The sequence below is a fragment of the Methylocaldum marinum genome (genome assembly GCF_003584645.1).
GTDB lineage: Bacteria > Pseudomonadota > Gammaproteobacteria > Methylococcales > Methylococcaceae > Methylocaldum > Methylocaldum marinum.
The window spans coordinates 5067372-5092500 of the sequence record NZ_AP017928.1 but is presented as its reverse complement, the minus strand read 5'-3'; the positions used below and the strand labels follow the sequence as shown (position 1 = coordinate 5092500).

The following is a 25129-nucleotide window of genomic DNA, read 5'->3' as shown; positions in this document are numbered from 1 at the left end:
TCGGGTAGCCGGCTTCCCCTGCTGTCAGCTTCTGCTCTTCCAGATCTTCGGGAATCAAACCCTGCTTAAAGCGAGCCTCAAAATTTTCCAAAGCACGCTTGGCCGAAGTCGACCCATGAAACCTAGCCACGATTTCTTGCGCGAATTTGACTTTGTAATCGCGCGGATTAGCCCCTTCACTGCAGCGCCGCTTCCAAGTGTCGATCTCAGATAATGCAGTAAAACTCAGCAACTCCATATAGCGCCACATCAAATCGTCCGATATCGACATCAACTTTCCGAACATTTCGTCAGATGGCTCGGCAATTCCGACATAGTTGCCCAGCGACTTCGACATTTTCTGCACGCCGTCCAAGCCCTCCAGGATAGGCATTGTGATAACGACTTGAGGTTTCAGCCCGAACGCCTCCTGCAACTGGCGTCCGACTAACAGATTGAATTTTTGGTCCGTCCCACCCAATTCGACATCAGCCTTCATAGCTACAGAATCGTATCCCTGGATGAGGGGATAGAGAAATTCATGGATTGCTATCGGCTGTCCGCTCTTATATCTATTGCTGAAGTCATCCCTCTCCAGCATTCGGGCGACAGTGTGTTTAGCAGCCAACTGAATCAACTCCGCCGACGTCATGGCGTTCATCCAACTGGAATTGAACATGACCAAAGTCTTTTCCGGGTGCAGAATTTTGTAGATCTGCTCCTCGTACGTCCGAGCATTCTCGATGACCTGGTCGCGTGTCAAAGGTTTCCGGGTAGCATTTTTTCCGGTCGGATCACCGATCATTCCGGTAAAGTCGCCAATTAGGAATATCGCCTCGTGCCCAAGATCCTGAAACTGCTTTAATTTGTTCAATAGGACAGTGTGCCCGAGATGCAGGTCCGGTGCCGTTGGATCAAAACCGGCTTTTATGCGCAAAGGGCGACCTTCGCCCAATTTTTTGATTAGTTCATCTTCTCTGATGATTTCCGCCGCGCCTCGTCCAATCAATGCCAGTGGTTCGTCGACAGACATAGAAGAATCCTATAGGTCGTTTCGAATAAAAGAAAATCGGAAATTGTATAGCCGGGGCAGACTCACGTCGCCTCAAATCGGTTACAACGAAGAAAAGGCCAGACCGGCGGTGTCTGCTCATTTGCTCGAATTGCGCCCGCCGTTCATGATATCTCCATTATTTTCCATTACACTTGTCGCTATGTGAGTCGTTCTTTTCCGGCGTTAACGCCACCGCGCAAGCTTAATCAATCGCGGGAATACACTGGACCTTCGCCAGCAGGTAGATCGATAACTTTGACCCGACCGATTCTCTACCTTGCCTCATGACGTATATACGCTGCCTTGCCCGTTATTTCCTCATCCCCGTCCTGTTGACGCTCTTGGTTTTGATCGCGCTTACGATCGAAACCAAGCCTTTAGTGCCGCAGAGTCAAGATCCCTCACACCAGTATCTGGCCAGAACTCGGCAATTGCTCAGCACATCGTTTCAATTCACTCAGACCGACAACCCAGAACGATTGATCATTCTGACCGGCAGCGATTTAACTTCTGCAGCCAATTTCGCATTTCTCCAGAAAAAATTGGAAGGTCATGCCATCTGCACAATTCAAAAAAAACGACTAAAACTCGCTGCGACAGTTCGGTTACCTGTGGATTCGATTCCACTCTTTCTCAATTTCAGGATTATCGCCGATGATTCCGTGCCACAGGCAGTCATCAAACAGGTCAAGCTTGGAAAGCTGGCCATGCCCAGAGTGGTGGTTAAATGGCTATTGCGTAGTTTTTTAAATTTCACGCCACTGTTTCGATACAGTCAAATCGGCGACCAACTCGTGCGAACGATACGGATCGTCAACGGGCAACTTCAGGTGGCTATCAACTGGAACCGCGACGCCCTGAGCGAGGCAAAGGGCTTGATTACCGACCTGACGGATAAAGAGAGATTACTAATCTACAATGACAAACTTGCCGAGATCATCAATCAGTCTCGACTGAAGCGGTTCATTCGGCTTGGCCCTTTGATACAGCAACTGTTCGACCTTGCGAAAAGCAGATCCGAAAGCAACGGAGACCCGGTCGCAGAAAATCGTGCTCTCATTTTGGTTTTAAGCTCATACGTCAACGGCAAAAACATTGGGCAGTGGCTTCCGACAAACCGTCAGCCGGCAATTCCGCCTCGGCGCGAGGTACTTCTTAATCGTCGCACTGATACAGCCCAGCATTTCATGGCATCAGCCGCCTTGGCGATGTCTGGCCACAGTACCTTAGCGAAAATGATCGGCCTCGCGAAAGAGATGAACGACACTCACAGCGGCAGCGGGTTCAGTTTCATCGACTTGGCCGCCGATCATGCCGGAACGCTTTTCGGCAAAACCGCAGTGCACTCGGAGGACAAGGCACGTAAAGTACAAAACCTTCTGAGCCAAAGTGCGGACGAATCCTTGTATATGCCGGATATTACGGACCTTCCGGAAAACTTGAGTCCGGTTGATTTCGCACGGCGTTTCCAGAACATCCAAAGTCTGGAATTCAACGCTTTGAAACAAAAAATCGAAGAGCGGATTCGGGCATGCACACTCTATGTTCCGTAAATGTCGCTTAGAAGACGGACTGGCGAGAGAAGCGTTCCCGGACTAGTGGAATACTCGGCAGAAGATTGGAAACCCAGATCGTGGCGGCCGATGCCGAGGCTCAGGAATCCCGGATCGGACTTCCGGAATGTCCGGTTCGCACGGTCGGAGTGAGGCACCACGAGCGTTAGCCCACCTCGACCAGGATACCTCGCAGACGCGCCCGCAAGGTGACGCCCGGAACTGGAAGAAGCCTGCGGGCGTTGGTGGCAGGAGGCAACTTTAGCCGGGCCCGAGAACTTTCAGCAAGTTCCGCTAGGTTGACGCTTCGCACCTTGAACTACGCGAGGAGAAATTGGCCGGACAATGAAAAAGGCCCGCAGGACAACTTGCCTACAAGCCTTTATCTTACCAAGTGGGCCCTCAAGGACTTGAACCTTGGACCAAGGGACTATGAGTCACAAAAAATGGGGGTTCACGCCGGTTCATGACATTTCAGAAATAACCTCAAGTAATTGATGTATAAGCTTTCTGACGTTAATCTAAGTCCCTTGATGTCCCACTTAGTTTCAAAACAAACGGAGACCAAAACGGGGACTAGATTATGGCCGAGCGATTTCCCGAAAGGTCGATCCGAAACCTTCAACCGAAGGCGGAAACCTACAAACTGACCGAACCCGGAAACCGAGACGAAGGCCGGTTGCTGGTCAAGGTTTTAATGTCGACGATACCCTAAACAATTTAACTGTCTCATTTGAGTGGTTATCGATCGGCTTTTGAGGAACGCAGATGATTTTTTATTCGGCCAGTACAAACGGGTTTTATGATTCATCAATCAATCCAAATATACCGAGCGATGCGCGACAGATTGCTTCTGAGCGACACGCCGAACTGTTGGCTGGCCAATCGGCAGGAAAACGGATTGTAGCGGATGATAACGGCGATCCGATCGCTGTTGATCCACCTCCGCCGTCGCTTGACCAAGTTAAAGCGCGCAAAAAACACGTGATGGAAAAGGCCTGTAGCGCTGCAATCGAGGCTGGCATCGTGTGCAATGGCCTTGGCTCTGACCACACCTATCCCACCCGGCTAATCGATCAGCAAAATATGACTGGTCAATACGTCACCGCACAAACCTACGGTACCGCAAAGGCGCCCTACAAATTTTGGTGTGCCGATGGCGAGGGCACCTGGGCACGGCGTGAGCACTCCGCCGAACAGATCATCACGGTCGGCGATGCTGTCATCGCTCATGTGCGTGCCACGCACGACCACTACGAGGATAAGCTGGCCGAGATCGGCAACGCTACGACGGCCGAGGAGGTCGAAGCAATCGTCTGGTAGCGCTTGCCGATCCCGGGCCCCATTGGACATGAAAGGGGGCAATTAGTGACGTTTTAAGCCGCGTTTATCGCGTTCTAAAAGGGCATCAAAAAGGGGCATTGTCGGCCTCTTTTTTACGCATTCGTCAGTCTCAAATTATGCGACGCTGAGAATCAAATTATGTGACGCGTTACATCGACTTAGGAACAAAAAAGGCTTACCAGAAAACCATAGTAAGCCTTTGTTTTACTTGGTGGGCCCTCAAGGACTTGAACCTTGGACCAAGGGATTATGAGTCCCCTGCTCTAACCAACTGAGCTAAGGGCCCGTGAACTGATTGCTAATCCATATCGAGGAAACTACGCAGTTGCTCGGAGCGAGAAGGGTGACGGAGTTTCCGCAAAGCCTTGGCTTCAATTTGGCGAATTCGTTCGCGAGTCACGTCGAACTGTTTGCCAACTTCCTCTAACGTGTGGTCGGTATTCATATCAATTCCAAAACGCATCCGCAAGACTTTCGCTTCTCTGGCAGTCAATCCAGCCAACACTTGCTGGGTAGTTTCGCGCAAGCTTGCAACGGTTGCGTGCTCGATTGGAGACATCACCCGAGAATCCTCGATGAAATCTCCCAAGTGAGAGTCCTCATCGTCACCGATAGGGGTTTCCATGGAAATAGGTTCTTTGGCGATTTTCAGAACCTTGCGAACCTTGTCTTCGGGCATGTCCATACGCACCGCCAACTCTTCCGGCGTCGCTTCCCGACCCATTTCCTGTAACATTTGCCGGGAAATGCGGTTCAATTTATTGATCGTTTCGATCATATGCACCGGAATTCGGATCGTTCGTGCCTGATCGGCAATCGAACGGGTGATCGCCTGCCGAATCCACCAGGTTGCATAAGTCGAAAACTTGTAACCGCGCCGATATTCGAATTTGTCGACAGCCTTCATCAGGCCGATATTTCCTTCCTGAATCAAATCCAGGAACTGCAATCCTCGATTAGTATATTTCTTGGCAATGGAGATCACCAAACGCAAATTCGCCTCAATCATCTCCTTTTTGGCGAGACGCGCCTGGTTTTCGCCGATTGAAACACGCCGATTGATTTCTTTTATGTCAGAGATTGACAGCTGGTTTTCTTTTTCTATCTGCGACAATTTGCTTTGCGCCCGCTTCACGTCCTCGGCGTAAGGCGTCAATGCGGCGCCATAGCTAGACTCCATCAGCGCTTGAAACCAATCGAATTTGGTTTCATTGCCGGCGAAAGAGGCGATGAATTCTCCCCGCGGCATTCTTGCCTTCACAACACAAACATCCTGAATGACCCGCTCCTGCTCACGAATCCTTTCAACCGTGCCATGCAGTAGATCAGTCAGTTCCTTGAAAAATTGGGGTGTTTTTTTGAACTCCATGAAACGCTCGGCAAGAGTGTCAAATGCTTTTTGCGTGCGCTCATGGTGATAGCCGTACTTGTGATGCGCGTTTACAGCCGCTTTATGCTGTTTGCTAAAAAGCTCGAGTTTTTCTCGTACAAGTTCAGGATCAGGTCCGGTTTCGGTATCGTCGAGGATATCGGAATCTGCTTCCTCGTCCAGCAAAACGTCTTCCGATTGGGCAGCAGGATCAAAAAAGTCGGATATCAGATCCGATAACCGAGCCTCGCCTTTGTCGACGCCATCGAAGGCTTTAATAAAATGATCCATAGCAGCCGGAAAACGCACCAATTCGTTCGCCGCTTCGTTTAACCCCTCTTCGATGCGCTTGGCGATACTCAGCTCGCCTTCGCGGGTCAGCAACTCGACCGTCCCCATTTCACGCATATACATGCGTACAGGATCCGTGGTTCTACCCAGCTCTGCATCGACGGAGGAAGCCAATGCCGCTGCAACTTCCGCTGCTTCATCCTCATCTTCGTCGGTTACAACTGTCGGTTCCGGGATTAAATCCGAATCCGGCACATCCTCATGCACCTCAATTCCCATATCATTGATCATGCAGATGATGTCTTCCATCTGCTCGGGATCGACGATATCACTGGGCAAATGGTCGTTCACCTCCGAAAACGTGAGGTACCCCTGCATTTTACCCTTGGCGATAAGCTCTTTAAGCTGAGATTGCTGTTGTTCCAGATTCATCAACTGACCCGCGACTGCTGTATGCCCGCAAAACAATACAGTATATTAAAGTTTGAGAAAACAGGAAACGTAAAACGCTGTTCTCATACGCTCATGAGCACTCGCATTTCCTCCCGCTCTTCCGAACTGAGCTGTGTTTCTTTCGATTTCTTAATGAGCGCTTCCAGCCGTTCCCGCTTGAGCTGCCGTTCGAAACGCATTAAAGCATCAGAAAACTCAGCTCGTATACCGTCCTGAGGCAGCAAAGTGTCCCATTGCATGAGGTTGGAAATAAATTTTTCTTCGGGAGCACCGCGAAAATGCTCTAGGATGCCGCCGATTGTAAGACCCGGATTTTCATCTAGCAGCCGGAGCACTTTTTCGATTAAATACCCGTTCTTATTTGCTAAACACAGTCTTTCGCGCAGCCCCCCCCCAACCATGGTCGCGAGCTCCGGATTCTGCACCAGAAGAGCCAAAACCATTCGCGACGCAGAGGGCTGCATTCGACTATTCCGCGGCGCTCCCCCCAACTGCGGTGCACCTACAATCTTAGCCGCTTTACCGGATGGTTCGACTGCCCCATACCCAGCAAGTTCCACCAGGCGCGTCTCGATCATCTCGCGAAAAACACCGGCTGGCAGTTTATTTATCAATGGTTTGGCATTATTAACCAAGGACGCGCGCCCCTCTAAGGCGCCTAAATCGAGTCGATGCGTCAAACATCGGAAGAAATAATCGGAAAACGGCAGCGCCGTGTCGAGACGGTTTACAAAAGAGACCGCACCCTCAGCTCGGACTAAAGAATCGGGATCGTGTCCGTCCGGCAGAATGAAAAACCGTATTTGCCGTCCGTCCCGCAGGTGCGAAAGACTGGCATGAAGCGCCTTCCAGGCAGCCTTCTGCCCGGCAGAATCTCCATCGAAACAAAAAACCACTTCATCTGTATAACGGAACAGCAACTCGACATGATCGGCGGAAGTTGCGGTTCCAAGTGTTGCAACCGCATTGAAGATCCCGTTCTGTGCCAAGGCGATCACATCCATATAGCCCTCGACCACCAAGATCCGCTCCGGCCTCGGAGACTGCTTAAGCAACTCGTAGATTCCATATACTTCCTTGTGCTTCTTAAAAACTAGGGTCTCCGGCGAATTGAGATATTTCGGCGTTTCAGCGCCCATCACCCGCCCCCCGAAACCTACCACCCTCCCGCGGCGATCCCGAATGGGAAAGATAATGCGATCTCTAAATCTGTCATAAGCCTTTTCGCCTTTAACGATCATGAGACCGGCCGCCTCCAGCAGCTCCGGCGAAAACTCCGATGTCAAATTTTGCCACCCCGGAGGCGCATAACCCAAGCGAAATTGTTGAGCGACCTCACCGGTAACGCCTCGTCCTCTCAAATAAGCGACCGCCCGAGACGCTTCCGGATGGATTCTAAACTGGTTTGCATAGAACCGCGAGACAGCCTCCTGTAGTGCGTATATAGCCTTCGCCAAATTAGAATCCGGATCTACCGCTGTGCTTTGAGCATCCTCCGGAATTTTCAGCCCAGCCGACGCCGCGAGACTCTCCACGGCTTCGACAAAACTCAAATGATCATAACCCATCAAAAAATCGATGGCGTTACCGTGGGCGCCGCACCCGAAGCAATGATAAAACTGCTTGACCCGGCTTACGGTAAAACTAGGTGTCTTTTCACTGTGAAAAGGACAACGAGCGGTAAAATTATTGCCGACTTGCTTAAGAGGTACGCGCGCATCGATCAGTTCGACCAGATCGATACGTGCGATCAATTCCTGAATGAATTGACGGGGGATCTTGCCGGCCATCGTTTATACCGGCAGCTTAGTTCACGCTACACCGTTCCTAAAAACCAAACCGCGATGAAAACCTTTAGCCCGATAACAGGCTCTTGACCCGCGAACTGACCATGGCCAGATCAGCCCTTCCCTGCATTTTCGGCTTAAGCACAGCCATAACCCTGCCCATGTCCGCAATTCGGGAAGCATCCAATTCCGCCACTGCAGCCCTAATCAGAGACTCCACCTCCTCTTCGCTCAAGGGCTGAGGCAAATAGTCCTGAATTATGCCGAGTTCCGCCTGTTCGGCAGCAACCAGATCATCCCGCCCTGCCGCTTGGAATTGAGCGATGGATTCGCGCCGCTGCTTTACCATCTTATCCAAAACGGAAAGAACTTGAACATCGTCCAGCTGAATGCGCTCGTCCACCTCACGCTGTTTGATGCCAGCCATGATAAGCCGGATGACACCCAGCCGATCCTTTTCCCCGGCTTTCATGGCGGCTTTCATATCCGCCTGGAGACGTTCTTTCAATACGCTCATCAAAAGCAACTATCAGGTTTGCGGACGCCCTTTACGCAAATTCTGCAAGGCAAATCGTTCACGGGAAAGCTTTTTCAGATGCCGCTTCACTGCTGCAGCCGCTTTGCGCTTACGCTCTTCGGTCGGTTTCTCGTAGAATTCGCGTCGCCGCACTTCAGAAAGAATACCGGCCTTCTCGCAGGCACGTTTAAAACGACGGATAGCAATTTCAAAGGGCTCGTTTTCTCTAAGCTTAATCGACGGCATGTAGCTTCCCAAATTTGAAGACCAAAATGACAAAATGCCCACAGCAGGATTATCCTGCCAACTGAAAAGCTTTCATTATACTCACTTGAGAGCACAAGATAAAAGTCAAATTATATGTACGTACTCGGCATCGAAACCTCCTGCGACGAGACGGGCGTGGCGATCTGGCACGCCAACGAGGGTCTGTTAGCCCATCGTCTATACAGCCAGGTAAACACTCACGCGGAGTATGGGGGCGTAGTACCCGAGCTCGCGTCCCGCGATCATATCAAGAAACTGCTGCCGCTAATCCGCCAGGTGATCGCGGATGCCCAAATTTCCAAACGGCAAATCGACGGGATAGCTTACACCTCGGGCCCGGGGCTGATCGGTGCCCTGCTGGTAGGCGCTTCCGTTGCCCGCAGCCTGGCATGGACCTGGGGCATTCCCTCCATAGGCATCCATCATATGGAAGGCCATTTACTTGCCCCTTTGATGGAATCCGATCGGCCCGAATTTCCATTCGTTGCGCTCCTCGTTTCCGGCGGACACACCCAACTCATAGAGGTAGAAGGAATTGGCATGTACCGCATCCTGGGAGAATCCCTGGACGACGCTGCCGGCGAAGCCTTTGACAAAACAGCCAAAATGCTCGATCTCGGTTATCCCGGCGGACCAGCGATCGCAAAACTGGCAGACGAAGGCACCCCGCATCAATTCGAATTTCCGCGACCGATGACCGATCGCCCAGGTCTCGACTTCAGCTTCAGCGGCCTTAAAACGCATACATTGCAGACTTTCGCTTCCACTGCAAAAACTCGCCAGGATAAGGCGGACATTGCTATGGAATTTCAAAACGCAGTGGTCGACACACTGGTTATAAAATGTCGACGAGCACTCACGGAAACGCGGCTAACCCGACTGGTCGTCGCCGGCGGGGTCAGCGCCAACCGATCCATGCGCGAGAAGCTTCAGCACATGGCTCGGGAGGAAAACTGCCGGGTTTATTTTCCGCGTCTCGAGTTCTGCGGCGATAACGGCGCCATGATCGCGTTTACCGGCTGTCAAAGACTACTCGCAGGTCAAGCGGAGCCGCCCGAAATCAAGGCCCTTCCACGGTGGCCAATAAGCGCTTTAAGACCACTCGCGCCACCGCAAGCATCGACAGCCTAAATTAAGTAGAAGCGCTGAAATCTTACGCCTTGCGCCCAATCCGCGCCTCCTGCCCTTGAAGCAAACGCTCGATGTTTCCCCGATGGCGCCAAATCAAAAACAAGGACATAACAATCGAGGCTCCGACCAGCATTTCGGAATCGGTAAAGAACCAAACATAGAAAGGTGCCAGCACGGATGCGACCAAAGCCGCAAGCGAAGAAATGCGCGAGACGAAAGCAACAGCGATCCATGTCAATAAAGTCGCCACCCCTACCATCCACGAAAATCCGGAGAGCACGCCCAAAGCAGTGGCTACGCCTTTACCTCCTTTGAAATTAAAAAACACCGGATAAAGATGCCCGAAAAATGCGGCCAACCCAACCAGAGCCACGACCGACACGTCGGTGTCGAGAAGCTTGGCCATCATGAGCGGAACCACCCCCTTTGCGACATCTCCTAACAAGGTTATCGCGGCTGCTTTTTTACCCCCCAACCGCAACACATTGGTCGCGCCGGGATTTTTCGAACCCAGCTCGCGCGGATCCGGAAGGCGGAATAATCGGCTTACGATTACCGCGCTGGATAGAGAGCCCAGAAAATATGCCAAAGGCACTAAAGACCACACAGCCATGCACTTAATTATGTATCCAGGTTGCCAGTTTTGTGATTTTTGTGTTACCAATTCGTGAAACAACGAAAACCAGTCGGATTAACGATGGACATTATATTTCTACGCGGCCTCCAGATCGAGACGGTGATCGGCATCTACGATTGGGAGCGAAAAATCAAGCAAACCGTCGTGATCGATTTGGAAATGGGTACCGACATCCGTAAGGCAGCGGCGTCGGATGATATCGAACACACGCTCGACTACAAGGCAGTGTCCAAGCGGATCATTTCTTTCGTCGAAGAAAGCGACTTTTTTCTCGTAGAAACTCTAGCCGAAAAGATCGCTCAAATCGTTATCCGAGAATTTGACGTTCCCTGGCTCAGACTGACACTGAACAAGAAAGGTGCAATACGCAAAGCCAGCGATGTCGGCATCATTATCGAACGAGGAGATAAAAGGAAATATGGCTGATGTTTTCCTGAGCATCGGCAGCAATATCGAAAGAGAGAAGCATATTCCTTCCGCCCTCAAGGAACTGGAAGAGCGGATGGGCACATTGACTGTTTCCAGCGTTTACGAAAGTGAAGCAGTAGGATTCGAAGGCGCCCGTTTTTACAATTTGGTTGCCGCTTTCTCTACCGAACTTCCCGTATCCGAGGTGGCTAAGACCCTAAGCGAGATCGAAAACCATCACGGACGGACCCGAGATAGCCAAAAATTCTCCTCTCGCACGCTTGATGTCGATTTGATTCTCTACGGCGACGAAGTCCTTCAACAGGGAAAGCTTATGCTCCCGCGCGAGGACATCATTCGGTATGCCTTCGTGCTGGAACCGCTCGCAGAGATCGCACCGAATCGAAAGCATCCCGTGATCGGTGAAAGCTACGCCGATCTATGGGCCAAATTCGACAAAACCGGAGTTAAACAATGGCGGGTCGGCTCGGTTTCAAACATCAGCTGAAGAGACTCCGCCCCCCATCGACGACCAGTATCTGTCCGGTTACGTAAGGTGCATCTTCAACCAGAAACAATACCGCTTTCGCAATATCCGAAGCCTGTCCGGCACGTTTCATGGGAACACGAGCCAGGATTTCGGCATTTCTGATCGGATCGGCAACGTGCTCGGGCCATAGAATGGCTCCCGGAGCAACGCCGTTGACGCGAATATCGGGAGCCAACTCCTTGGCAAGAACGCGGGTCATCCCCGCCAGTCCCGCCTTAGCAAGACTGTAAACGGAATAATCCCCAAGCGGACGATCCGCATAGATGTCGCCGATATTGATGATGCAGCCGTTACGGCCCCGCAAACAGGGAACAGCCGCCTGAGCCAGGAAAAACGGCGCCTTGAGGTTGCTACTCAAAAGGTCGCTCCATTGCTCCTCCGTCACCGTACCCAATGGCGTGGCATAGAAACCGGACGCATTATTCACCAACACGTCCAAACCACCCCAAGCAGCGGCAGCTCGCTGAACCACTTCATTCAGCTTGTGCGTTTCCCGCAAATCGGCCTGTAGCAACTTAACGGAATCCTCGCGCCTGGAATTAAGCTCGTCGGCTAAAGCCTCGGCATCGGCCGCGGACTGATGATAATGCAGCACAATATGGTATCCGGCCGCATGTAGCCGACGCGCGATTTCCGCACCGATGCGGCGAGCGGCACCGGTAACGAGCGCAGATTTCATCATACGACTCCTCGCGATTCCAACAGCCTCTACGCGAAATTGCTCTCGAATTGCGCGAACCACTGCCCCGCGCCCAGCGGCGATGCCGGATCGTAATACAAGGACAGCAGTTTCAGATGCCCAAATGGCCCTAATTCAGGCCCCGGCAACAAGGTACGGAAAGCCTCACCCCCCATCAATTGATGGGTAATGGTTTGGAACAGCCGACCCAAACGGCCCTCGCGCACCATCGTATCCAACATGTGGGGGCCGGCGATGAGATAAATGCTGCGGTAGCCTAGCTCGCCCAACTTGCGGGTCAGCACGTCACCTTCCACCATGCCCCCCTTACCGGCGAGAATCACCTCGTATCCTTGCTCACGCCAGTAAGCCAGTTTCACCGGGTCCGCCCGTTCTCCTGTTGCGATATAACAGGCTTGTCCATGTTCCTTGATAGATGGGGACATCGGAAAATCCAGACTGGCACTCGCCACAACGATCGCCGGCTGAGCGCTCAGCCCTTGCTCTCTGCGCCATAATGCCAGGTCTCGAGTGTTATCTGTTACACCAATCTGCAGAATGTTTCCGAGACGCTTCTGCTCCACCGAACGCAGATATCCGCCGTGCGTGATCAGACAATCCGCCTGGCACTCCAATTCCAAAAACAGCCGAAAATCATCCGGTGTGGTCAGGCTCTTCGGAAGATAGGTCTGACCGTTCGAATCCTCCAGCGCAATTCGACCGTCCAGACTGGTGAGAAAATTTGCGTAAACGAAGGGCGACTCGGGCGTACCCAGCCGATGCAGGTGCAATTTAAGGTAAAGCCCCTCTAGTTCCATGTATTCAAAAGGCGGCGGATACAAGCGAAAGATTTTCTTCGTCATTCGAAAATTCGTACCGGTTTACGGAAGCTCGGCAACGAGCATGAATCGATTTTCTCATGTTCAGTGCAATACAGCCGAAATTTCCTTCGGCTGAAGCCCGCAAGAACGAGAAAGTTCATAGTCCGGACCGCACCCCGGCCCATGCCGCGCGGAAACATCCGGTCACCACCGGATCCCGTCATTCTGAGCAGTGCGTCTTCGCCCCCGATTAAAGCTGGCCGAGGAGGACTGATATGCTAAAATGCCGTGTCAATCACCACAGCCATTTTTCATTCAAGCCGGCACTTCGCGGCTTTTGCTTTTTGCAGGGGCGCTCGATCTACCGCTGAGGCCTGGGCGGTAATTACAACTTCCACCGGTCCGGTTCGACCAAGAGGTTTTTAGCTTTAGCTTGGGAAGGAAAAAACACACATGAAAATAGATATTTTTTTGGCGAAGACGTTCAAGTTCGTCGTATTCGTTTTGTTTACCTTCATGACGCTCGTCTACTTCGGCGTCATGCTGCTGTTGCCGTTAGACATACTGACTCAGATCATTCGCATTTTCCACGGCATCGGGTTGCCAACTGTCCTCGCCGCCGGACTGGGTATCTCGGCCGTGGGTTACATCGGATACCTCATCTCGCGCATGCCGGAACTTTACAAACTACTGGTCGATATCGGCGTACAATTGATTTCTTTCGGATACAGCCAGATTCAGCGCTTCGATCCGATAATCAATTCGGGAAAGCAGACCGAAGCAGGTCCTGCCTAACCCCTCCGGACCGAATCTTTCCGCCATGTGCGACTTAGGAACGCTGGTCCGGAAACCAGAACCGGCAAAAACCCCGCAATGCGGGGTTTTTCATTTGCGCCTCTCGATGTTGTATTCTATGCGGCCGCCCGCCCTGCATCTCATTACACCATCGACCCGCTTCTACCCTTATGTCTCGATACGACAAAGATACTTTGCTCTCTGACTGGCGGCGACGCGCACTGACTTTCGATCAGGAAATCGGAAACGCCGTAATCGGCCTCGATCATGCCATCCATCAGATTACTCTAGCGATTTTCTCCCGCGGCCACATCATGCTGGAAGGCGATGTCGGTGTCGGCAAAACCACCTTGTTGCGAGCAGTTGCACGTGGACTGGGAGGAGCTTATGAGCGAATCGAGGGAACGATCGACCTGATGCCCAACGATCTTATCTACCATACCTATATTAATGAACTCGGCAAGCCGCAGGTCGATCCGGGTCCCATCCTCAAAAACGGCGAGCAACTATCGGTTTTTTTCTTCAACGAGGTCAACCGAGCACGTCCTCAGGTACATTCATTGCTTTTGCGGGTTATGGCAGAGCGCAGCATAACCGCGTTCAACCGGGAGTATTTCTTCCCGCACCTCCTGGTGTTCGCCGATCGTAACCGGGTCGAGAAGGAGGAGACCTTCGAGATTCCCTCGGCGGCTCGCGACCGTTTCCTGATGGAACTGCATATCGAAACGCCGCACGATCCGGCCATGCAACGTGCATTGATGTTCGATCCGAGATTTCACGATACCGACCGGCTGATCGAAGGCGTTCAGCCGAGTGTTCTGCCCTATAGCGACATCGCAGATATCGCGCGCGTCATTCAAGCCGAGATCAAAGCCAGCGACACACTTCAACAATACGCGCTCGACCTCTGGCAGGCGACTCGTAAGCCGCAGGATTACGACATCAAGATAGACGGCGTGGACATGCGGCAATTGATCCTGGCCGGCGCCAGTTCCAGGGGGATGAGCATGATGATGCGGGCGGCTCGCGTTTCGGCCTGGCTGAACGACCGAACCAGCTTGATTCCCGAGGACATCCGGCAGGTCTTCGTGGATACCACCGCGCACCGAGTTTTCTTCAATCCGATTTATGAACTCCGCCGCAGCACTCTGGTCGGTGAACTCATGAACGGTATTCTGCAACGCGTCGCGGCGCCTTGATCCACGAGTTCCACTATCAAGTCAACTGGCGCTCATCCGGCGTCCATCCCGGCCACCATCGCAGCGCACAGCACGGCGGCGGCTACGAATTCGCCGGCCACGCACCCTTGACGGCCAGTCCGGACCCGCGAAATCTGGACGTGCGGGCCACGCTGCACGACACTTTCGGCCAACTAATGGTTCGAACGTTTCGCCAAAGGAGTTCAATTCCCGTTTACCTGGTCGCCGATCTTTCGGCATCCATGGGTTTTCGCGGAACGAGATCGAAGATCGAACTTTTGGCCGAGTTTACCGCATCGGCGGCATATAGCGCCTATCGCACCGGCGATTTCTTCGGCTTTTTCGGCTGCGACGACGCGGTACGCCGCGACCTATTCCTTCCGCTCCGCTGGCACAAGGGCGCCGCGCCGGAGCTATTGGACGGCCTTAAGAACTTCCAACCCCAAGGCAGCTCTTCCGACGGGCTGCAAGAAGTGGTACCGCATTTGGGGAGACAGAAAGCATTGGTATTCCTCGTTTCGGACTTTCATTTCTCTTTGGAACGTCTCGATCTGCTACTTCAAGGTCTGACCCCGCATGATGTCGTCCCTGTCGTTTTATGGGACAGCGCCGAATACGTTCGACTGCCGTTCTGGGGCCTCATAAATTTTGAGGACCCTGAAACCCGTAGCCGAAAGCGATTTTTCATGCGTCCCACGCTGCGCCAAAAAATCCGGGCGTCGTTTGCAAAACGGCGCGACGATCTGGAACGGATCTGCACGCTTTATGGTAGACGGCCTTTTTTTCTGATCGACCGTTTCGATCCCGACGCATTGACCGGTTATTTTTATCTAACCTGAACGATGTACCCGCAACTCTCCCCGAAATTCGGCCTGGGCTTGGGCTTGGTTTTCCTGGCATTATCCGCCGTAGTCCAAGGGGACGAACCGATCTATCGAATCGAGCCGTCGGCGCAAAGGAACTTCGGTTATGTAATCGGGGATCCTGTTGAATATGAGGTCCTCATCTCCGTTCCCGAAAACCATGCCCTGGAAGCCGAATACCTGCCCAAGCCCGGCACACTCACCGAGTGGCTGGATCTCCGCACCATCAACTGGGCCCGGACTGATTCGAAAGGCACGGCACAATATCGACTCCGACTGACCTATCAGGTGTTCAAGGGCGTAAGGCAACCGGAAAAATTGACCATCCCGGCTCTGACTATACGGTTTCGCGGCCAAACCCCGTTCGAAGTGCAAACCGAACCTTGGCAGATCGTGGTCGCCCCCATCATCCCGCCCGATGTTTCGGACGAAAGCGTCGAACTCAGGGGATTTTCTCATCCCGAGCGACGGTCGCTGGGACCACACCGATTAAGGCTTGCCGCCTATCTCGGCGGAATTCTCATCGCACTTGCGATTCTCGCCTGGCAACACGGCCGATTGCCTTTCTTTAGGACCGCCACCCCGCCGTTCGCGCGCACCTTGCGCGAGCTCAAGAAACTCAGCCGCAAGCGTGACGACGCCGAAGCCTTTCGGAAAGCTGTCAAGCTCCTGCACCGAGCACTGGATGAAACCTACGGTTTTCGTCTATTTGGCGAGGAATTGGAAACCTTCTTGACAATCCGGCCGGCCTTCGCCGAACTTCGAGACGAGCTGAATCATTTCTTCGCACTGTCCCAGCGCGTATTTTTCACCGCTCCCGATGCGCCGATCCCGGCAGATTCTCCGCTTCCCTGGCTGGAAACCTTGTGCCGCAGGTGTGTCGCCGCCGAACGGAGGAATCTTTGAACATCGGCTTCTCGGCCCCCTGGGCACTGCTGCTCGGGCTTGTTGCCTTCCTTCCTTTATTTAGGCGCGGGCAAGCGGCGGCCACATACTCATCTATCTCGATGCTCCCCCGCGATCCGCTGTCGACGGCAGTCGACCGCTTACTTAGGCTCAGCGCTTCCGCAGCGGCGATCGGTCTCAGCCTGGGAATCGCAGGCCCTTATTTCCGCGAACAATGGGTGGACAGAGTCGGGACCGGGGCTCAGATTGTGCTGTTGCTCGATCGAAGCAGCAGCATGAACGAGAACTTTTCGGGCCGTTACATGGGTGGCGGTGCACAGGAGGTCAAGGGCGCCGTAGCCCGAAAAATACTCTCCGAATTCGTTGCCCGACGAGAACACGATCTGTTCGCGATGATTGATTTTTCGGCCGCGCCGATCTACGTCATGCCGTTCACCCAAGATCGGCCGGCGATTCTGGCAGCCATCAATGCCGCCAGCGGCCGCGGACACGGCGCGACGAACATCGCTCCAGGGCTGGCCATGGCACTCGACTTTTACGATGGAAAGCCGTTCACCGGCTCCCGTATCGTTCTGCTGGTTTCCGATGGAGCAGCCCGCATCGAAGAAGAAACCCGAGACAAACTGCGGCAGTTATTCCGGGAAACGCAGGCGACCCTTTACTGGATCTACCTCCGCAATCCGAGAAGCGGACGCCTTTCGGAGAGGCCGGTGAATCCAGGAGAGAGTACGACTCCGGAATATTTTCTCCATGAGTATTTCCAAAGCTTGGGCGTACCTTATCGGGCCTTCGAGGCGGAAAACCCGGAAGCACTGCAGCGCGCGATCACCGAAGTCGGTCAATTGGAGAATCTCCCGCTGCATTATGTGGAAAAGCTGCCGCGCCGGGACATCTCCGGCTCTTGCTATGCAGTCGCGCTAGTATTTCTGGCGCTGCTGCTGGGCGCCAAGTCCCTAGAGGTAAAATCATGGCCAGCCTGACCGCCCGGTTGATTCGAATTTGGCGCTCCCTCGTCCTGGCCTGGGGGCTTCTCGCGATGCTGCTGACGGGACTCGTTTACGAAGGCTATGCCGTTTTACATCTCTCCCGAGAGAATACTTTGATCTCTCGGCCGGAGCGTATCGAGGTCAACGACAAGACGCCCGTAATTCTGGCCTTTGCCAAGGCCGCTCAATTAGAGCGATCCGGCCAGATCCAAGAGGCCATACGTCTTTATACCGGCATCCTGGGCCAGGGCGACCAGCGGCTCAGGGAGCGAATCCACTACAACCTCGGGACTCTTTATCTTCGGGAGGCCGCCATGCTGTGGAACGCAAAGGGCGTGCTGGAATACGTCCGCGTCAACACCTTGGTTGCGCTGGCCAAGGAACAGCTACACACGGCTCTGCGACTGAATCCGGATAACTGGGATGCCCGCATTAATCTCGAATACGCCCATCGAATCACGCCGCCGGCAAAGGAACGCGAAAAGGCGGATTGGCAAGGGTCGAAATCCAGCGTATTCGCCACCGTGCCCACTATTCCCGGCGGCGCACCATGAGGCTGAGGCCTTCTCTCCATGATTGGCGTGCGGCGACGCTTTTCGTCGCCGCCATGCTTGTCGCCGTGACTTTCGCCGACCCGAAACTCCCACTGCCAGTGCGGGTCTATCGCTATGTGTTCGTCATCGACATCACGCAGAGCATGAATGTCCGCGATTACCATGTCGAAGACATGCCGGCCGAGCGGCTCGAATTCGTCAGGGAATCCGTTCGCCGTGCCGTGCACGATCTGCCTTGCGGCTCGGAAGTCGGACTCGGACTTTTCACTACGCGGAGCGTTCAACTGCTATTCGAACCCATTGAGGTTTGTGAACATCTGCCTGTGATCGACGATGTGCTCGCCCATATCGATTGGCGCATGGCCTGGGCGGCCAACAGCTTTATCGCGCAAGGGGTTTATGCCGCCATTCGCGATATACGAAATCGCGACCCCGGAATTCGGCTGGCATTTTTCACCGACGGGCAGGAAGCTCCGCCGCAAACGGTGCGGCCGATGTTTACCGGGAAACCGGGAGAAGTTTCCGGGTTGATCGTCGGCGTGGGAGGACCTCATCCGACCACTGTCCCGAAATATGACCGCGAAAACCACCTCATTGGTTACTGGGAAAACACCGATATCGCCGAAATGCCGGAATCCAGCACGGCCTACGAATCGGCAGACTCCCCGCCAGGACTACCGCGCGCCGGTTATTATCTATCCTGGCGGGACGAAAACCACCTGCGCGATCTGAGCGCCACAACCGGCCTCGGCTATCATCGCCTGGAGTCTCCGGAAGGTCTCATGAAAGCATTGCTCAGCCCGGAGCATGCCGAACGTCGAACCATCAAGCTCGATATTCGGTGGCTCCTGGGACTCACAGCACTCTTGCTGCTTGCTTTGGTCTACCTGATGGAGAGCGACAAAAGCTCCGAGAGAACTTGAACGATGCCCCTCGGCAAAATTCTCATCTACTTCGGCATAGTTTTGTTCCTGATTGGATTGGTCCTGTCCTATGCACCGGGACTGTTCGGCTGGTTCGGAAAACTTCCGGGCGATATCCGGATCCAGGATGAAAACCGCTACATCTTTATCCCTATCACATCCATGATTATCGTCAGCATCGTGCTGACCCTCCTGATCAATCTATTCTTCCGCCGCTAGGCAATTTCAAGCCGCCTTCTGCCCGTCATCGAAATTTCATTTTTTTCCTCTTGAAAACTTTAAGGCGATCACTATATTGTTAGCAGCCCTCGCTAGCGAGTGCTAACACCACAAGTGTGGGTCAATTTGCGATTCAACCTTCTTTAAGGAGAGAACAGTCATCATGAAAATTCGTCCCTTGCATGACCGTATCGTCGTAAAACGCTGGGAAGAAGAAAAAACGTCGCCTGGCGGAATCGTCATTCCCGATACCGCAAAGGAAAAACCGATAAAAGGTGAAGTGGTTGCTGTAGGAAACGGAAAAGCCCTGGATAACGGTCAAGTGCGCGCACTGGATGTGAAAGTCGGTGACAAGGTTTTGTTCGGCAAATACGCCGGTACTGAAGTCAAAATCGACGGCACCGAATATCTGATGCTGCGCGAAGACGACATCATGGGTGTATTCGAAGCCTAATCCGCGACCTAAACGTTCAGACTGATTTTTGGAGGAATTAACTGATGGCAGCTAAAGAAGTCCGTTTTTCCGATGACGCCCGTCACCGCATGCTCGCCGGCGTTAACGTTCTGGCCGACGCCGTGAAACAGACTCTGGGTCCGAAAGGCCGCAACGTCGTGCTCGAAAAAAGCTTCGGCGCGCCAACCGTCACCAAAGACGGCGTTTCGGTCGCGAAAGAGATCGAGCTGAAAGACAAATTCGAAAACATGGGCGCCCAGATGGTGAAGGAAGTCGCCTCGAAGACTTCCGACGTCGCCGGCGACGGCACCACCACGGCGACCGTCCTCGCTCAAGCCATCGTCCGCGAAGGTTTGAAATCGGTAGCCGCGGGCGCCAACCCGATGGATATCAAACGCGGTATCGACCAAGCCGTCGGCGTGGTGATCGAAGACTTGAAGAAACTTTCCAAGCCTTGCACCGACAGCAAAGCGATTGCCCAAGTCGGTACCATCTCCGCCAACTCCGACGAAAGCATCGGCAAGATCATCGCCGATGCCATGGATAAGGTGGGCAAAGAAGGCGTGATCACCGTCGAGGAAGGTTCCGGCCTGGAAAACGAACTCGACGTCGTTGAAGGCATGCAGTTCGACCGTGGTTACCTCTCGCCCTATTTCATCAATCAGCAGGAAACCATGAGCGTCGAGCTCGAAACCCCTTACATCCTGCTGTACGACAAGAAAATTTCCAACATCCGCGACCTGCTGCCGCTGCTTGAAAAAGTGGCGAAATCCGGCCGTTCGCTGTTGATCGTCGCCGAGGATGTCGAAGGCGAAGCACTGGCCACGCTGGTGGTCAACACCATGCGCGGCATCATCAAGGTTTGCGCCGTCAAGGCGCCGGGCTTCGGCGACCGCCGCAAGGCCATGTTGGAAGACATCGCGATCCTCAGCGGCGGGCGCGTCATTTCCGAAGAGCTGGGCCTGAACCTCGAGAAGGTTGAACTGACCGATCTCGGCAGCGCGAAGAAGGTGCAAGTCAACAAGGAAAACACCACGATCGTCGATGGCGCCGGCAAGCCCGAAGACATCAAGGCACGCGTCGACCAGATTCGCAAGCAGATCGAAGACACCACGTCGGACTACGATCGCGAAAAGCTGCAGGAACGTGTAGCCAAACTGGCGGGTGGCGTTGCCGTAATCAAAGTCGGCGCGGCTACCGAGGTCGAGATGAAGGAAAAGAAAGCCCGTGTGGAAGATGCACTGCACGCGACCCGCGCCGCGGTTGAAGAAGGAATCGTTCCGGGTGGCGGTGTCGCCTTCATCCGCGCGCAGAAATCCCTGAAAGACCTGCAGGCCAAGAACCACGACCAGAACGTCGGGATCGCCATTCTACGCCGTGCGATCGAAGAACCTCTGCGTCAAATCGTCACCAATGCCGGCGAAGAGGCTTCGGTTGTCCTGAGCCGGGTTCAGGATGGCGAAGGCACCTTCGGCTACAACGCTGCTACCGGCGAATATGGCGATATGATCCAACTGGGTATCCTGGACCCGACCAAGGTCACCCGTTCAGCTTTGCAGAACGCTGCGTCCGTGGCCGGCCTGATGCTTACCACCGAAGCCATGGTGGCCGAGCAGCCGAAGAAGGAAAAAGGTGCCGGCATGCCTGGAGCCGGAATGGACGACATGATGTAATCGACCGTTTCTACGCTCGATGAAATTCAGGCCTCGCCGAGCACGGCGGGGCCTATTTTTTTGTCTTATCCATTTTTTCTATATCAAAAGTCGTTTTTAGAATTTTTGGATCGAAATTCCTGTGTTACCTTAATCCCTAAAGTTGTTATTCCAAACACGATATGAGTACCGAATCCTTCGATCTCGATCAGCTCAAAAGCGACTTAGCAGGGAAAAATCCCCGCGTTATTCTCAGGGCGGCACTGACCTGGTTTGACAATATTGCGATCTCGTTCAGCGGCGCCGAGGACGTTATACTGATCGACCTGGCCAGCAGGCTTAAGCCTGGGCTACAAGTCTTCACCTTGGATACCGGCCGTTTACATGCCAAAACTTACCGGCTGATCGAAACGGTTCGAGAGAGATATCCCATTCGATTGGACGTACTTTCTCCGGATCGGGAGCAACTCGAAGCATTGGTGAAAAACAAAGGCTTATTCAGTTTCTACAAAGACGGCCATCATGAATGTTGCGGCATCCGTAAAGTCGAGCCGCTACGACGCAGACTCCGTCAGCTCGATGCCTGGATTACCGGACAACGCCGAGACCAGAATCCCACTCGGCAAAATTTGAGTGAGATCGAATTGGATGAAGTATTTTCCGCGCCCGATCATCGCCTAATCAAATTCAATCCGCTTGCAAACTGGTCGTCAGCCCAGGTCTGGGACTACATCGAGGCCTACGATGTTCCCTTCAACGAACTGCATCGCAAAGGTTTCGTCAGTATCGGTTGCGAACCGTGCACCCGTCCGATTCTGCCGAATCAGCACGAGCGTGAAGGTCGGTGGTGGTGGGAGGAGACCGGGAAGAAAGAGTGCGGCCTACATGCCGAGAATCTAAAAACGGCCGAAAAGGCTTGAGCCTCGAAACTGCCTCTATTCGGCAGAAAGCCCGCGCAAACTACCGTACCGGCAATTCAACCGCCTCGAATAAAGCATCGACTTCTTTTTGTTCCCGCTGGGCCATGGCCTGCTCGACCAGTTCGCGCGTAAGGTGCGGCGCGAACAAGCGGATGAAGTCGTAAATGAATCCGCGGATGAACATGTCCCGCCGCAGTCCGATTTTCGTGGTGCTTTGGCCGAACAGATGACTGGCTTCGAGCGGGATCATATCGGCATCCGCGATCGGATCATAGGCCATCCTGGCAACGATTCCCACCCCTAATCCAAGTCTTACATAAGTCTTGATGACGTCCGCATCCACTGCGGTCAACGCCAGCTGCGGACGCAGGTTTGCCTTCTCGAATGCATGATCCAGCTGAGAACGGCCGGTGAAGCCGAAGACGTAAGTCACAATTGGATATTCGGCGACATCCTGCAAAGTAAGCTCGGCCTTTTCCGTCAACGGATGCCCCTGCTGCACCAGGACACATCGATTCCACTGATAACACGGCAGCATGACGAGATTCTCGAAGAGTTCCATCGCTTCCGTGGCGATCGCCATATCGACCACGCCGCGTGACGCCAACTCTGAAATCTGCATCGGCGTACCCTGGTTTATGTTGAGCTTTATCCCTGGGTACCGACGCATGAACTCCTTTATTGTGGGCGGAAGCGCATAGCGGGCCTGAGTATGGGTAGTGGCAACGGACAGTGAACCGACCTTATTATCGCGGTGCTCCTGCGCAATATTTTTTATATCCTGCACCTTGCCGAGGATTTCTCCGGCAATCGCCACGATCTGTTTTCCAGCTGCGGTAATTTCGGTCAGATGTTTGCCGTTCCGCGCGAATATCGGAAGGCCTAGCTCATCCTCCAAGAGCCGGACTTGCTTGCTAATTCCGGGCTGCGAAGTATAAAGACTGTCCGCCGTGGCAGAAACATTCAGTTCATGCTGTGCAACTTCCCAGATATAGCGTAATTGCTGCAATTTCATGATGTTTTCAATTTCATCCCCAGTGATCAAGGCAAACGAAAATTATACTCTTTTCAAAAGCATCATTTCGCACGGCTCTGCTCCGAGTACAACTCACACGCGAAAACCGTCCCCTCGGGCAGCCTTGAATTTCGGGAAATGTTCGATATCCAGCCAAATTTCCGCGGTGGACACGGCACCGGACGACGGCTTTTCCAGACTCGACCGAGGCTCCATCGACAAAGATCGCGAATAGCGTTTTTTTACGCTTTACTCAGGTGGAACATGGAAAGAGAAAACGGTTTTGCCCTAGGCAGCGAATGACGATGAGAAGGCGGTTATGTCCACATCTATGAAAGACACGGATTGCCGGCGCGGTTATCGTTTGCGACGAACCTGTACGCGCAAATTTCAGACTGATCCAAAACTCTCTGGCGAACGTATCGGAAAAGCAGAAATGTTGAAGGGCTTGGCTTGCTAGATCGGACTTCGCTGCCGAAAAACCGGAATATCACAGCAACAAGGCGCTGCTGACCCTAACAGCGCCTTCGACTTGTGGGATGGAAAGACACATTCAGGAATACGGCTGTGTGCTTGCCACAAAATCTGATTCGTCATTCTTGGGGACAATCGCCGCGAGCTATTTCTCCAAATATTGCGTCTTGTCCGGCTTGCCGTTCCACTCTTCCGCATCTTCCAAAGCGGGCTTGACTTCCGTGATGGTTGGCCAAACTTTCGCAAGCTGGGCGTTCAATTGGATGAATTGCTCTTGCCCCTCGGGAACCTCGTCCTCGGAATAAATCGCGTTTGCGGGGCATTCAGGCTCACATAAAGTGCAATCGATACACTCATCAGGATCTATGACCAAAAAGTTCGGCCCCTCGTGAAAACAATCGACCGGGCATACATCGACGCAATCAGTGAATTTGCACTTGATGCAGTTTTCGGTTACTACGAAAGTCATTTCAAATTTTCCTGTAAGCTGTATGAGTTACCAGGTAACAGCCGGTTTCGCTCGTTATTGGACCCGGGTCTCTGCGTGCAGTTTCACCGCTACGCGAACCCGTTCCTATGAATCTTGCAACCAGCAGCAACGGGCAGCTTGTTAAAATCAAGTGGCGCATTTTACATCCACCCGCGCCGATTCCCAAATTAGCGCTTACCGATTCGGCACATAACGCCGGTTTTCCTGCCCTAGCCGGATCAGGGAATATTGATTGGTCCGGTGAACACCCAATCGTTCTTCTGGACCGTAATGTGACAACCGACGCATTCCTGTACGAAACTTGCATCCTTGCCGTAAGGTTCTTGTTTTTCCCCAAGCCAGCGGGCGAAACCCCAGCCCCCGGTTGAAGCGAATTTTGCCGAATCCTTGATCATGAATTCGGCATGCACAAATTCGCCCGGCACCATGGCTGTCGGATATCTTGGATGGTTCTTCTGCTTAACCACCAGTTTCGCCAGAACTGCGCCATCGGGCCAGGGATTGATATTTCCCGCCCTTGCCGCAGCCATGGCCGCATCGTTGCCCAAGATGGCTCTAAGCGTGCCGGTTTCCGGACGCTGCGAAACGGCGATCAGCCGCCAGTCTTTATAATTCTGGGGAATAGTGATCCCATTCGGAGACGGAGCCACATCGGGCTGCTCCGCCCAAGAAAACGTTGCAACGAGCGACGAGCCCAAAATTGTTAAAATTCTTTTCACTGCAAAAATCTCCCTCAAGAATGGTAAAAACGGGAGGCCTCTAGCTAAAGACGAACGTCCGATACGGCCAGCACTGCGCTCGGACAAGTCAAATCCGGTTCTACCGACCGCCGGAACTCC

General features: G+C 53.3%; 27 protein-coding genes and 1 tRNA gene (1 of these 28 running past the window's edge). 16 read left to right on the top strand and 12 right to left on the bottom strand.

The annotated features are described in order from the left end of the window. A protein-coding gene (gene tyrS, locus sS8_RS22755; protein WP_119631774.1) for a tyrosine--tRNA ligase crosses the window boundary here: on the bottom strand, nucleotides 1–1012 show its 5' portion. 197 nt of this gene lie to the left of the window's left edge; the window shows 1012 of its 1209 coding nt (coding positions 1–1012); its start codon is at nucleotides 1010–1012; the stop codon falls past the left edge of the window. Nucleotides 1013–1317: 305 nt separating this feature from the next. On the opposite strand from tyrS, the gene sS8_RS22750 reads away from it, so the two are divergent. Both sS8_RS22750 and sS8_RS22745 read left to right on the top strand, forming a co-directional pair. Then, entirely contained in the window at nucleotides 1318–2586 is a 1269-nt protein-coding gene (locus sS8_RS22750; RefSeq protein ID WP_119631773.1) for a hypothetical protein, read from the top strand. A 768-nt stretch (nucleotides 2587–3354) separates the two neighbouring features. After that, nucleotides 3355–3909 (top strand): DUF4376 domain-containing protein, encoded by a 555-nt coding sequence (locus tag sS8_RS22745; RefSeq protein WP_119631772.1) that lies wholly within the window; start codon nucleotides 3355–3357, stop codon nucleotides 3907–3909. A 230-nt stretch (nucleotides 3910–4139) separates the two neighbouring features. Here sS8_RS22745 and sS8_RS22740 read toward each other — a convergent pair. The 5 genes from sS8_RS22740 to rpsU all read right to left on the bottom strand — a co-directional run bounded on the left by sS8_RS22740 (nucleotide 4140) and on the right by rpsU (nucleotide 8593). Then, a tRNA-Ile gene (locus sS8_RS22740) sits at nucleotides 4140–4216 on the bottom strand. A gap of 12 nt (nucleotides 4217–4228) precedes the next feature. Further along, entirely contained in the window at nucleotides 4229–6022 is a 1794-nt protein-coding gene (gene rpoD, locus sS8_RS22735; RefSeq protein ID WP_119631771.1) for an RNA polymerase sigma factor RpoD, read from the bottom strand. Nucleotides 6023–6105: 83 nt separating this feature from the next. Next, nucleotides 6106–7833, bottom strand: coding sequence for a DNA primase (gene dnaG / locus sS8_RS22730; protein WP_119631770.1), 1728 nt, complete (start codon nucleotides 7831–7833; stop codon nucleotides 6106–6108). Nucleotides 7834–7897: 64 nt separating this feature from the next. Further along, the gene (locus tag sS8_RS22725; protein ID WP_119632965.1) at nucleotides 7898–8347 is read right to left on the bottom strand and encodes a GatB/YqeY domain-containing protein; all 450 of its coding nucleotides are present in this window, start codon (nucleotides 8345–8347) and stop codon (nucleotides 7898–7900) included. Between the two features lie 12 nt (nucleotides 8348–8359). Then, nucleotides 8360–8593: a 30S ribosomal protein S21 gene (gene rpsU, locus sS8_RS22720; protein WP_026609693.1), complete on the bottom strand. Its 234-nt coding sequence runs from the start codon at nucleotides 8591–8593 to the stop codon at nucleotides 8360–8362. A gap of 114 nt (nucleotides 8594–8707) precedes the next feature. Here rpsU and tsaD point away from each other — a divergent pair, with 114 nt between their 5' ends. Then, on the top strand, nucleotides 8708–9745 hold the full coding sequence (gene tsaD / locus sS8_RS22715) for a tRNA (adenosine(37)-N6)-threonylcarbamoyltransferase complex transferase subunit TsaD (protein ID WP_119631769.1): 1038 nt from the start codon (nucleotides 8708–8710) through the stop codon (nucleotides 9743–9745). 22 nt (nucleotides 9746–9767) lie between these two features. On the opposite strand, the gene plsY is transcribed toward tsaD, so the two are convergent. Next, a complete protein-coding gene (gene plsY, locus sS8_RS22710; RefSeq protein WP_119631768.1) occupies nucleotides 9768–10358 on the bottom strand; it encodes a glycerol-3-phosphate 1-O-acyltransferase PlsY in 591 nt (196 codons plus the stop codon). Nucleotides 10359–10442: 84 nt separating this feature from the next. On the opposite strand from plsY, the gene folB reads away from it, so the two are divergent. After that, nucleotides 10443–10808 carry a dihydroneopterin aldolase gene (gene folB / locus sS8_RS22705; protein ID WP_119631767.1) on the top strand — a complete coding sequence of 122 codons (366 nt, stop codon included), beginning with the start codon at nucleotides 10443–10445 and terminating at the stop codon, nucleotides 10806–10808. Then, nucleotides 10801–11298 carry a 2-amino-4-hydroxy-6-hydroxymethyldihydropteridine diphosphokinase gene (gene folK, locus sS8_RS22700; RefSeq protein ID WP_119631766.1) on the top strand — a complete coding sequence of 166 codons (498 nt, stop codon included), beginning with the start codon at nucleotides 10801–10803 and terminating at the stop codon, nucleotides 11296–11298. The genes folB and folK overlap by 8 nt, the downstream gene beginning before the upstream one ends. Here folK and sS8_RS22695 read toward each other — a convergent pair. Both sS8_RS22695 and sS8_RS22690 read right to left on the bottom strand, forming a co-directional pair. After that, nucleotides 11291–12022: a pteridine reductase gene (locus tag sS8_RS22695; protein ID WP_119631765.1), complete on the bottom strand. Its 732-nt coding sequence runs from the start codon at nucleotides 12020–12022 to the stop codon at nucleotides 11291–11293. The genes folK and sS8_RS22695 overlap by 8 nt on opposite strands. A 26-nt stretch (nucleotides 12023–12048) precedes the next feature. Continuing rightward, a complete protein-coding gene (locus sS8_RS22690) occupies nucleotides 12049–12882 on the bottom strand; it encodes a RibD family protein (protein ID WP_119631764.1) in 834 nt (277 codons plus the stop codon). Between the two features lie 411 nt (nucleotides 12883–13293). Here sS8_RS22690 and sS8_RS22685 point away from each other — a divergent pair, with 411 nt between their 5' ends. The 11 genes from sS8_RS22685 to sS8_RS22635 all read left to right on the top strand — a co-directional run bounded on the left by sS8_RS22685 (nucleotide 13294) and on the right by sS8_RS22635 (nucleotide 22311). Next, nucleotides 13294–13635: a hypothetical protein gene (locus sS8_RS22685; protein ID WP_119631763.1), complete on the top strand. Its 342-nt coding sequence runs from the start codon at nucleotides 13294–13296 to the stop codon at nucleotides 13633–13635. Nucleotides 13636–13805: 170 nt separating this feature from the next. Then, complete coding sequence (locus sS8_RS22680; RefSeq protein ID WP_119631762.1) at nucleotides 13806–14834, top strand: AAA family ATPase; 1029 nt, start codon at nucleotides 13806–13808, stop codon at nucleotides 14832–14834. Next, on the top strand, nucleotides 14831–15673 hold the full coding sequence (locus sS8_RS22675; RefSeq protein WP_119631761.1) for a DUF58 domain-containing protein: 843 nt from the start codon (nucleotides 14831–14833) through the stop codon (nucleotides 15671–15673). Before sS8_RS22680 ends, sS8_RS22675 begins: the two co-directional genes overlap by 4 nt. Nucleotides 15674–15676: 3 nt before the next feature. Then, nucleotides 15677–16603, top strand: coding sequence for a hypothetical protein (locus tag sS8_RS22670; RefSeq protein ID WP_119631760.1), 927 nt, complete (start codon nucleotides 15677–15679; stop codon nucleotides 16601–16603). Between the two features lie 101 nt (nucleotides 16604–16704). Then, nucleotides 16705–17583: a vWA domain-containing protein gene (locus sS8_RS22665; RefSeq protein WP_232020399.1), complete on the top strand. Its 879-nt coding sequence runs from the start codon at nucleotides 16705–16707 to the stop codon at nucleotides 17581–17583. Beyond that, nucleotides 17571–18143, top strand: a complete 573-nt coding sequence (locus tag sS8_RS22660; RefSeq protein WP_232020398.1) for an MxaK protein — start codon at nucleotides 17571–17573, stop codon at nucleotides 18141–18143. Before sS8_RS22665 ends, sS8_RS22660 begins: the two co-directional genes overlap by 13 nt. Beyond that, nucleotides 18140–19066, top strand: a complete 927-nt coding sequence (locus sS8_RS22655) for a vWA domain-containing protein (protein ID WP_119631758.1) — start codon at nucleotides 18140–18142, stop codon at nucleotides 19064–19066. The genes sS8_RS22660 and sS8_RS22655 overlap by 4 nt, the downstream gene beginning before the upstream one ends. 3 nt (nucleotides 19067–19069) lie before the next feature. Beyond that, entirely contained in the window at nucleotides 19070–19285 is a 216-nt protein-coding gene (locus sS8_RS22650; protein ID WP_119631757.1) for a DUF2905 domain-containing protein, read from the top strand. A 163-nt stretch (nucleotides 19286–19448) separates the two neighbouring features. Next, nucleotides 19449–19739 (top strand): co-chaperone GroES, encoded by a 291-nt coding sequence (gene groES / locus sS8_RS22645; RefSeq protein WP_077728447.1) that lies wholly within the window; start codon nucleotides 19449–19451, stop codon nucleotides 19737–19739. 44 nt (nucleotides 19740–19783) lie between these two features. Beyond that, the gene (gene groL / locus sS8_RS22640) at nucleotides 19784–21412 is read left to right on the top strand and encodes a chaperonin GroEL (protein ID WP_119631756.1); all 1629 of its coding nucleotides are present in this window, start codon (nucleotides 19784–19786) and stop codon (nucleotides 21410–21412) included. 161 nt (nucleotides 21413–21573) lie between these two features. Then, the gene (locus sS8_RS22635; RefSeq protein ID WP_119631755.1) at nucleotides 21574–22311 is read left to right on the top strand and encodes a phosphoadenylyl-sulfate reductase; all 738 of its coding nucleotides are present in this window, start codon (nucleotides 21574–21576) and stop codon (nucleotides 22309–22311) included. Nucleotides 22312–22351: 40 nt separating this feature from the next. Here the strand turns inward: sS8_RS22635 and cysB are convergent, their stop codons facing one another. The 3 genes from cysB to sS8_RS22620 form a co-directional block, all read right to left on the bottom strand. Then, nucleotides 22352–23326 carry an HTH-type transcriptional regulator CysB gene (gene cysB / locus sS8_RS22630; protein ID WP_119632963.1) on the bottom strand — a complete coding sequence of 325 codons (975 nt, stop codon included), beginning with the start codon at nucleotides 23324–23326 and terminating at the stop codon, nucleotides 22352–22354. A gap of 619 nt (nucleotides 23327–23945) precedes the next feature. Further along, nucleotides 23946–24269: a ferredoxin FdxA gene (fdxA, locus tag sS8_RS22625; RefSeq protein WP_119631754.1), complete on the bottom strand. Its 324-nt coding sequence runs from the start codon at nucleotides 24267–24269 to the stop codon at nucleotides 23946–23948. A 239-nt stretch (nucleotides 24270–24508) separates the two neighbouring features. Continuing rightward, nucleotides 24509–25009: a cytochrome P460 family protein gene (locus sS8_RS22620; RefSeq protein ID WP_232020397.1), complete on the bottom strand. Its 501-nt coding sequence runs from the start codon at nucleotides 25007–25009 to the stop codon at nucleotides 24509–24511. Nucleotides 25010–25129: the final 120 nt, after the last annotated feature.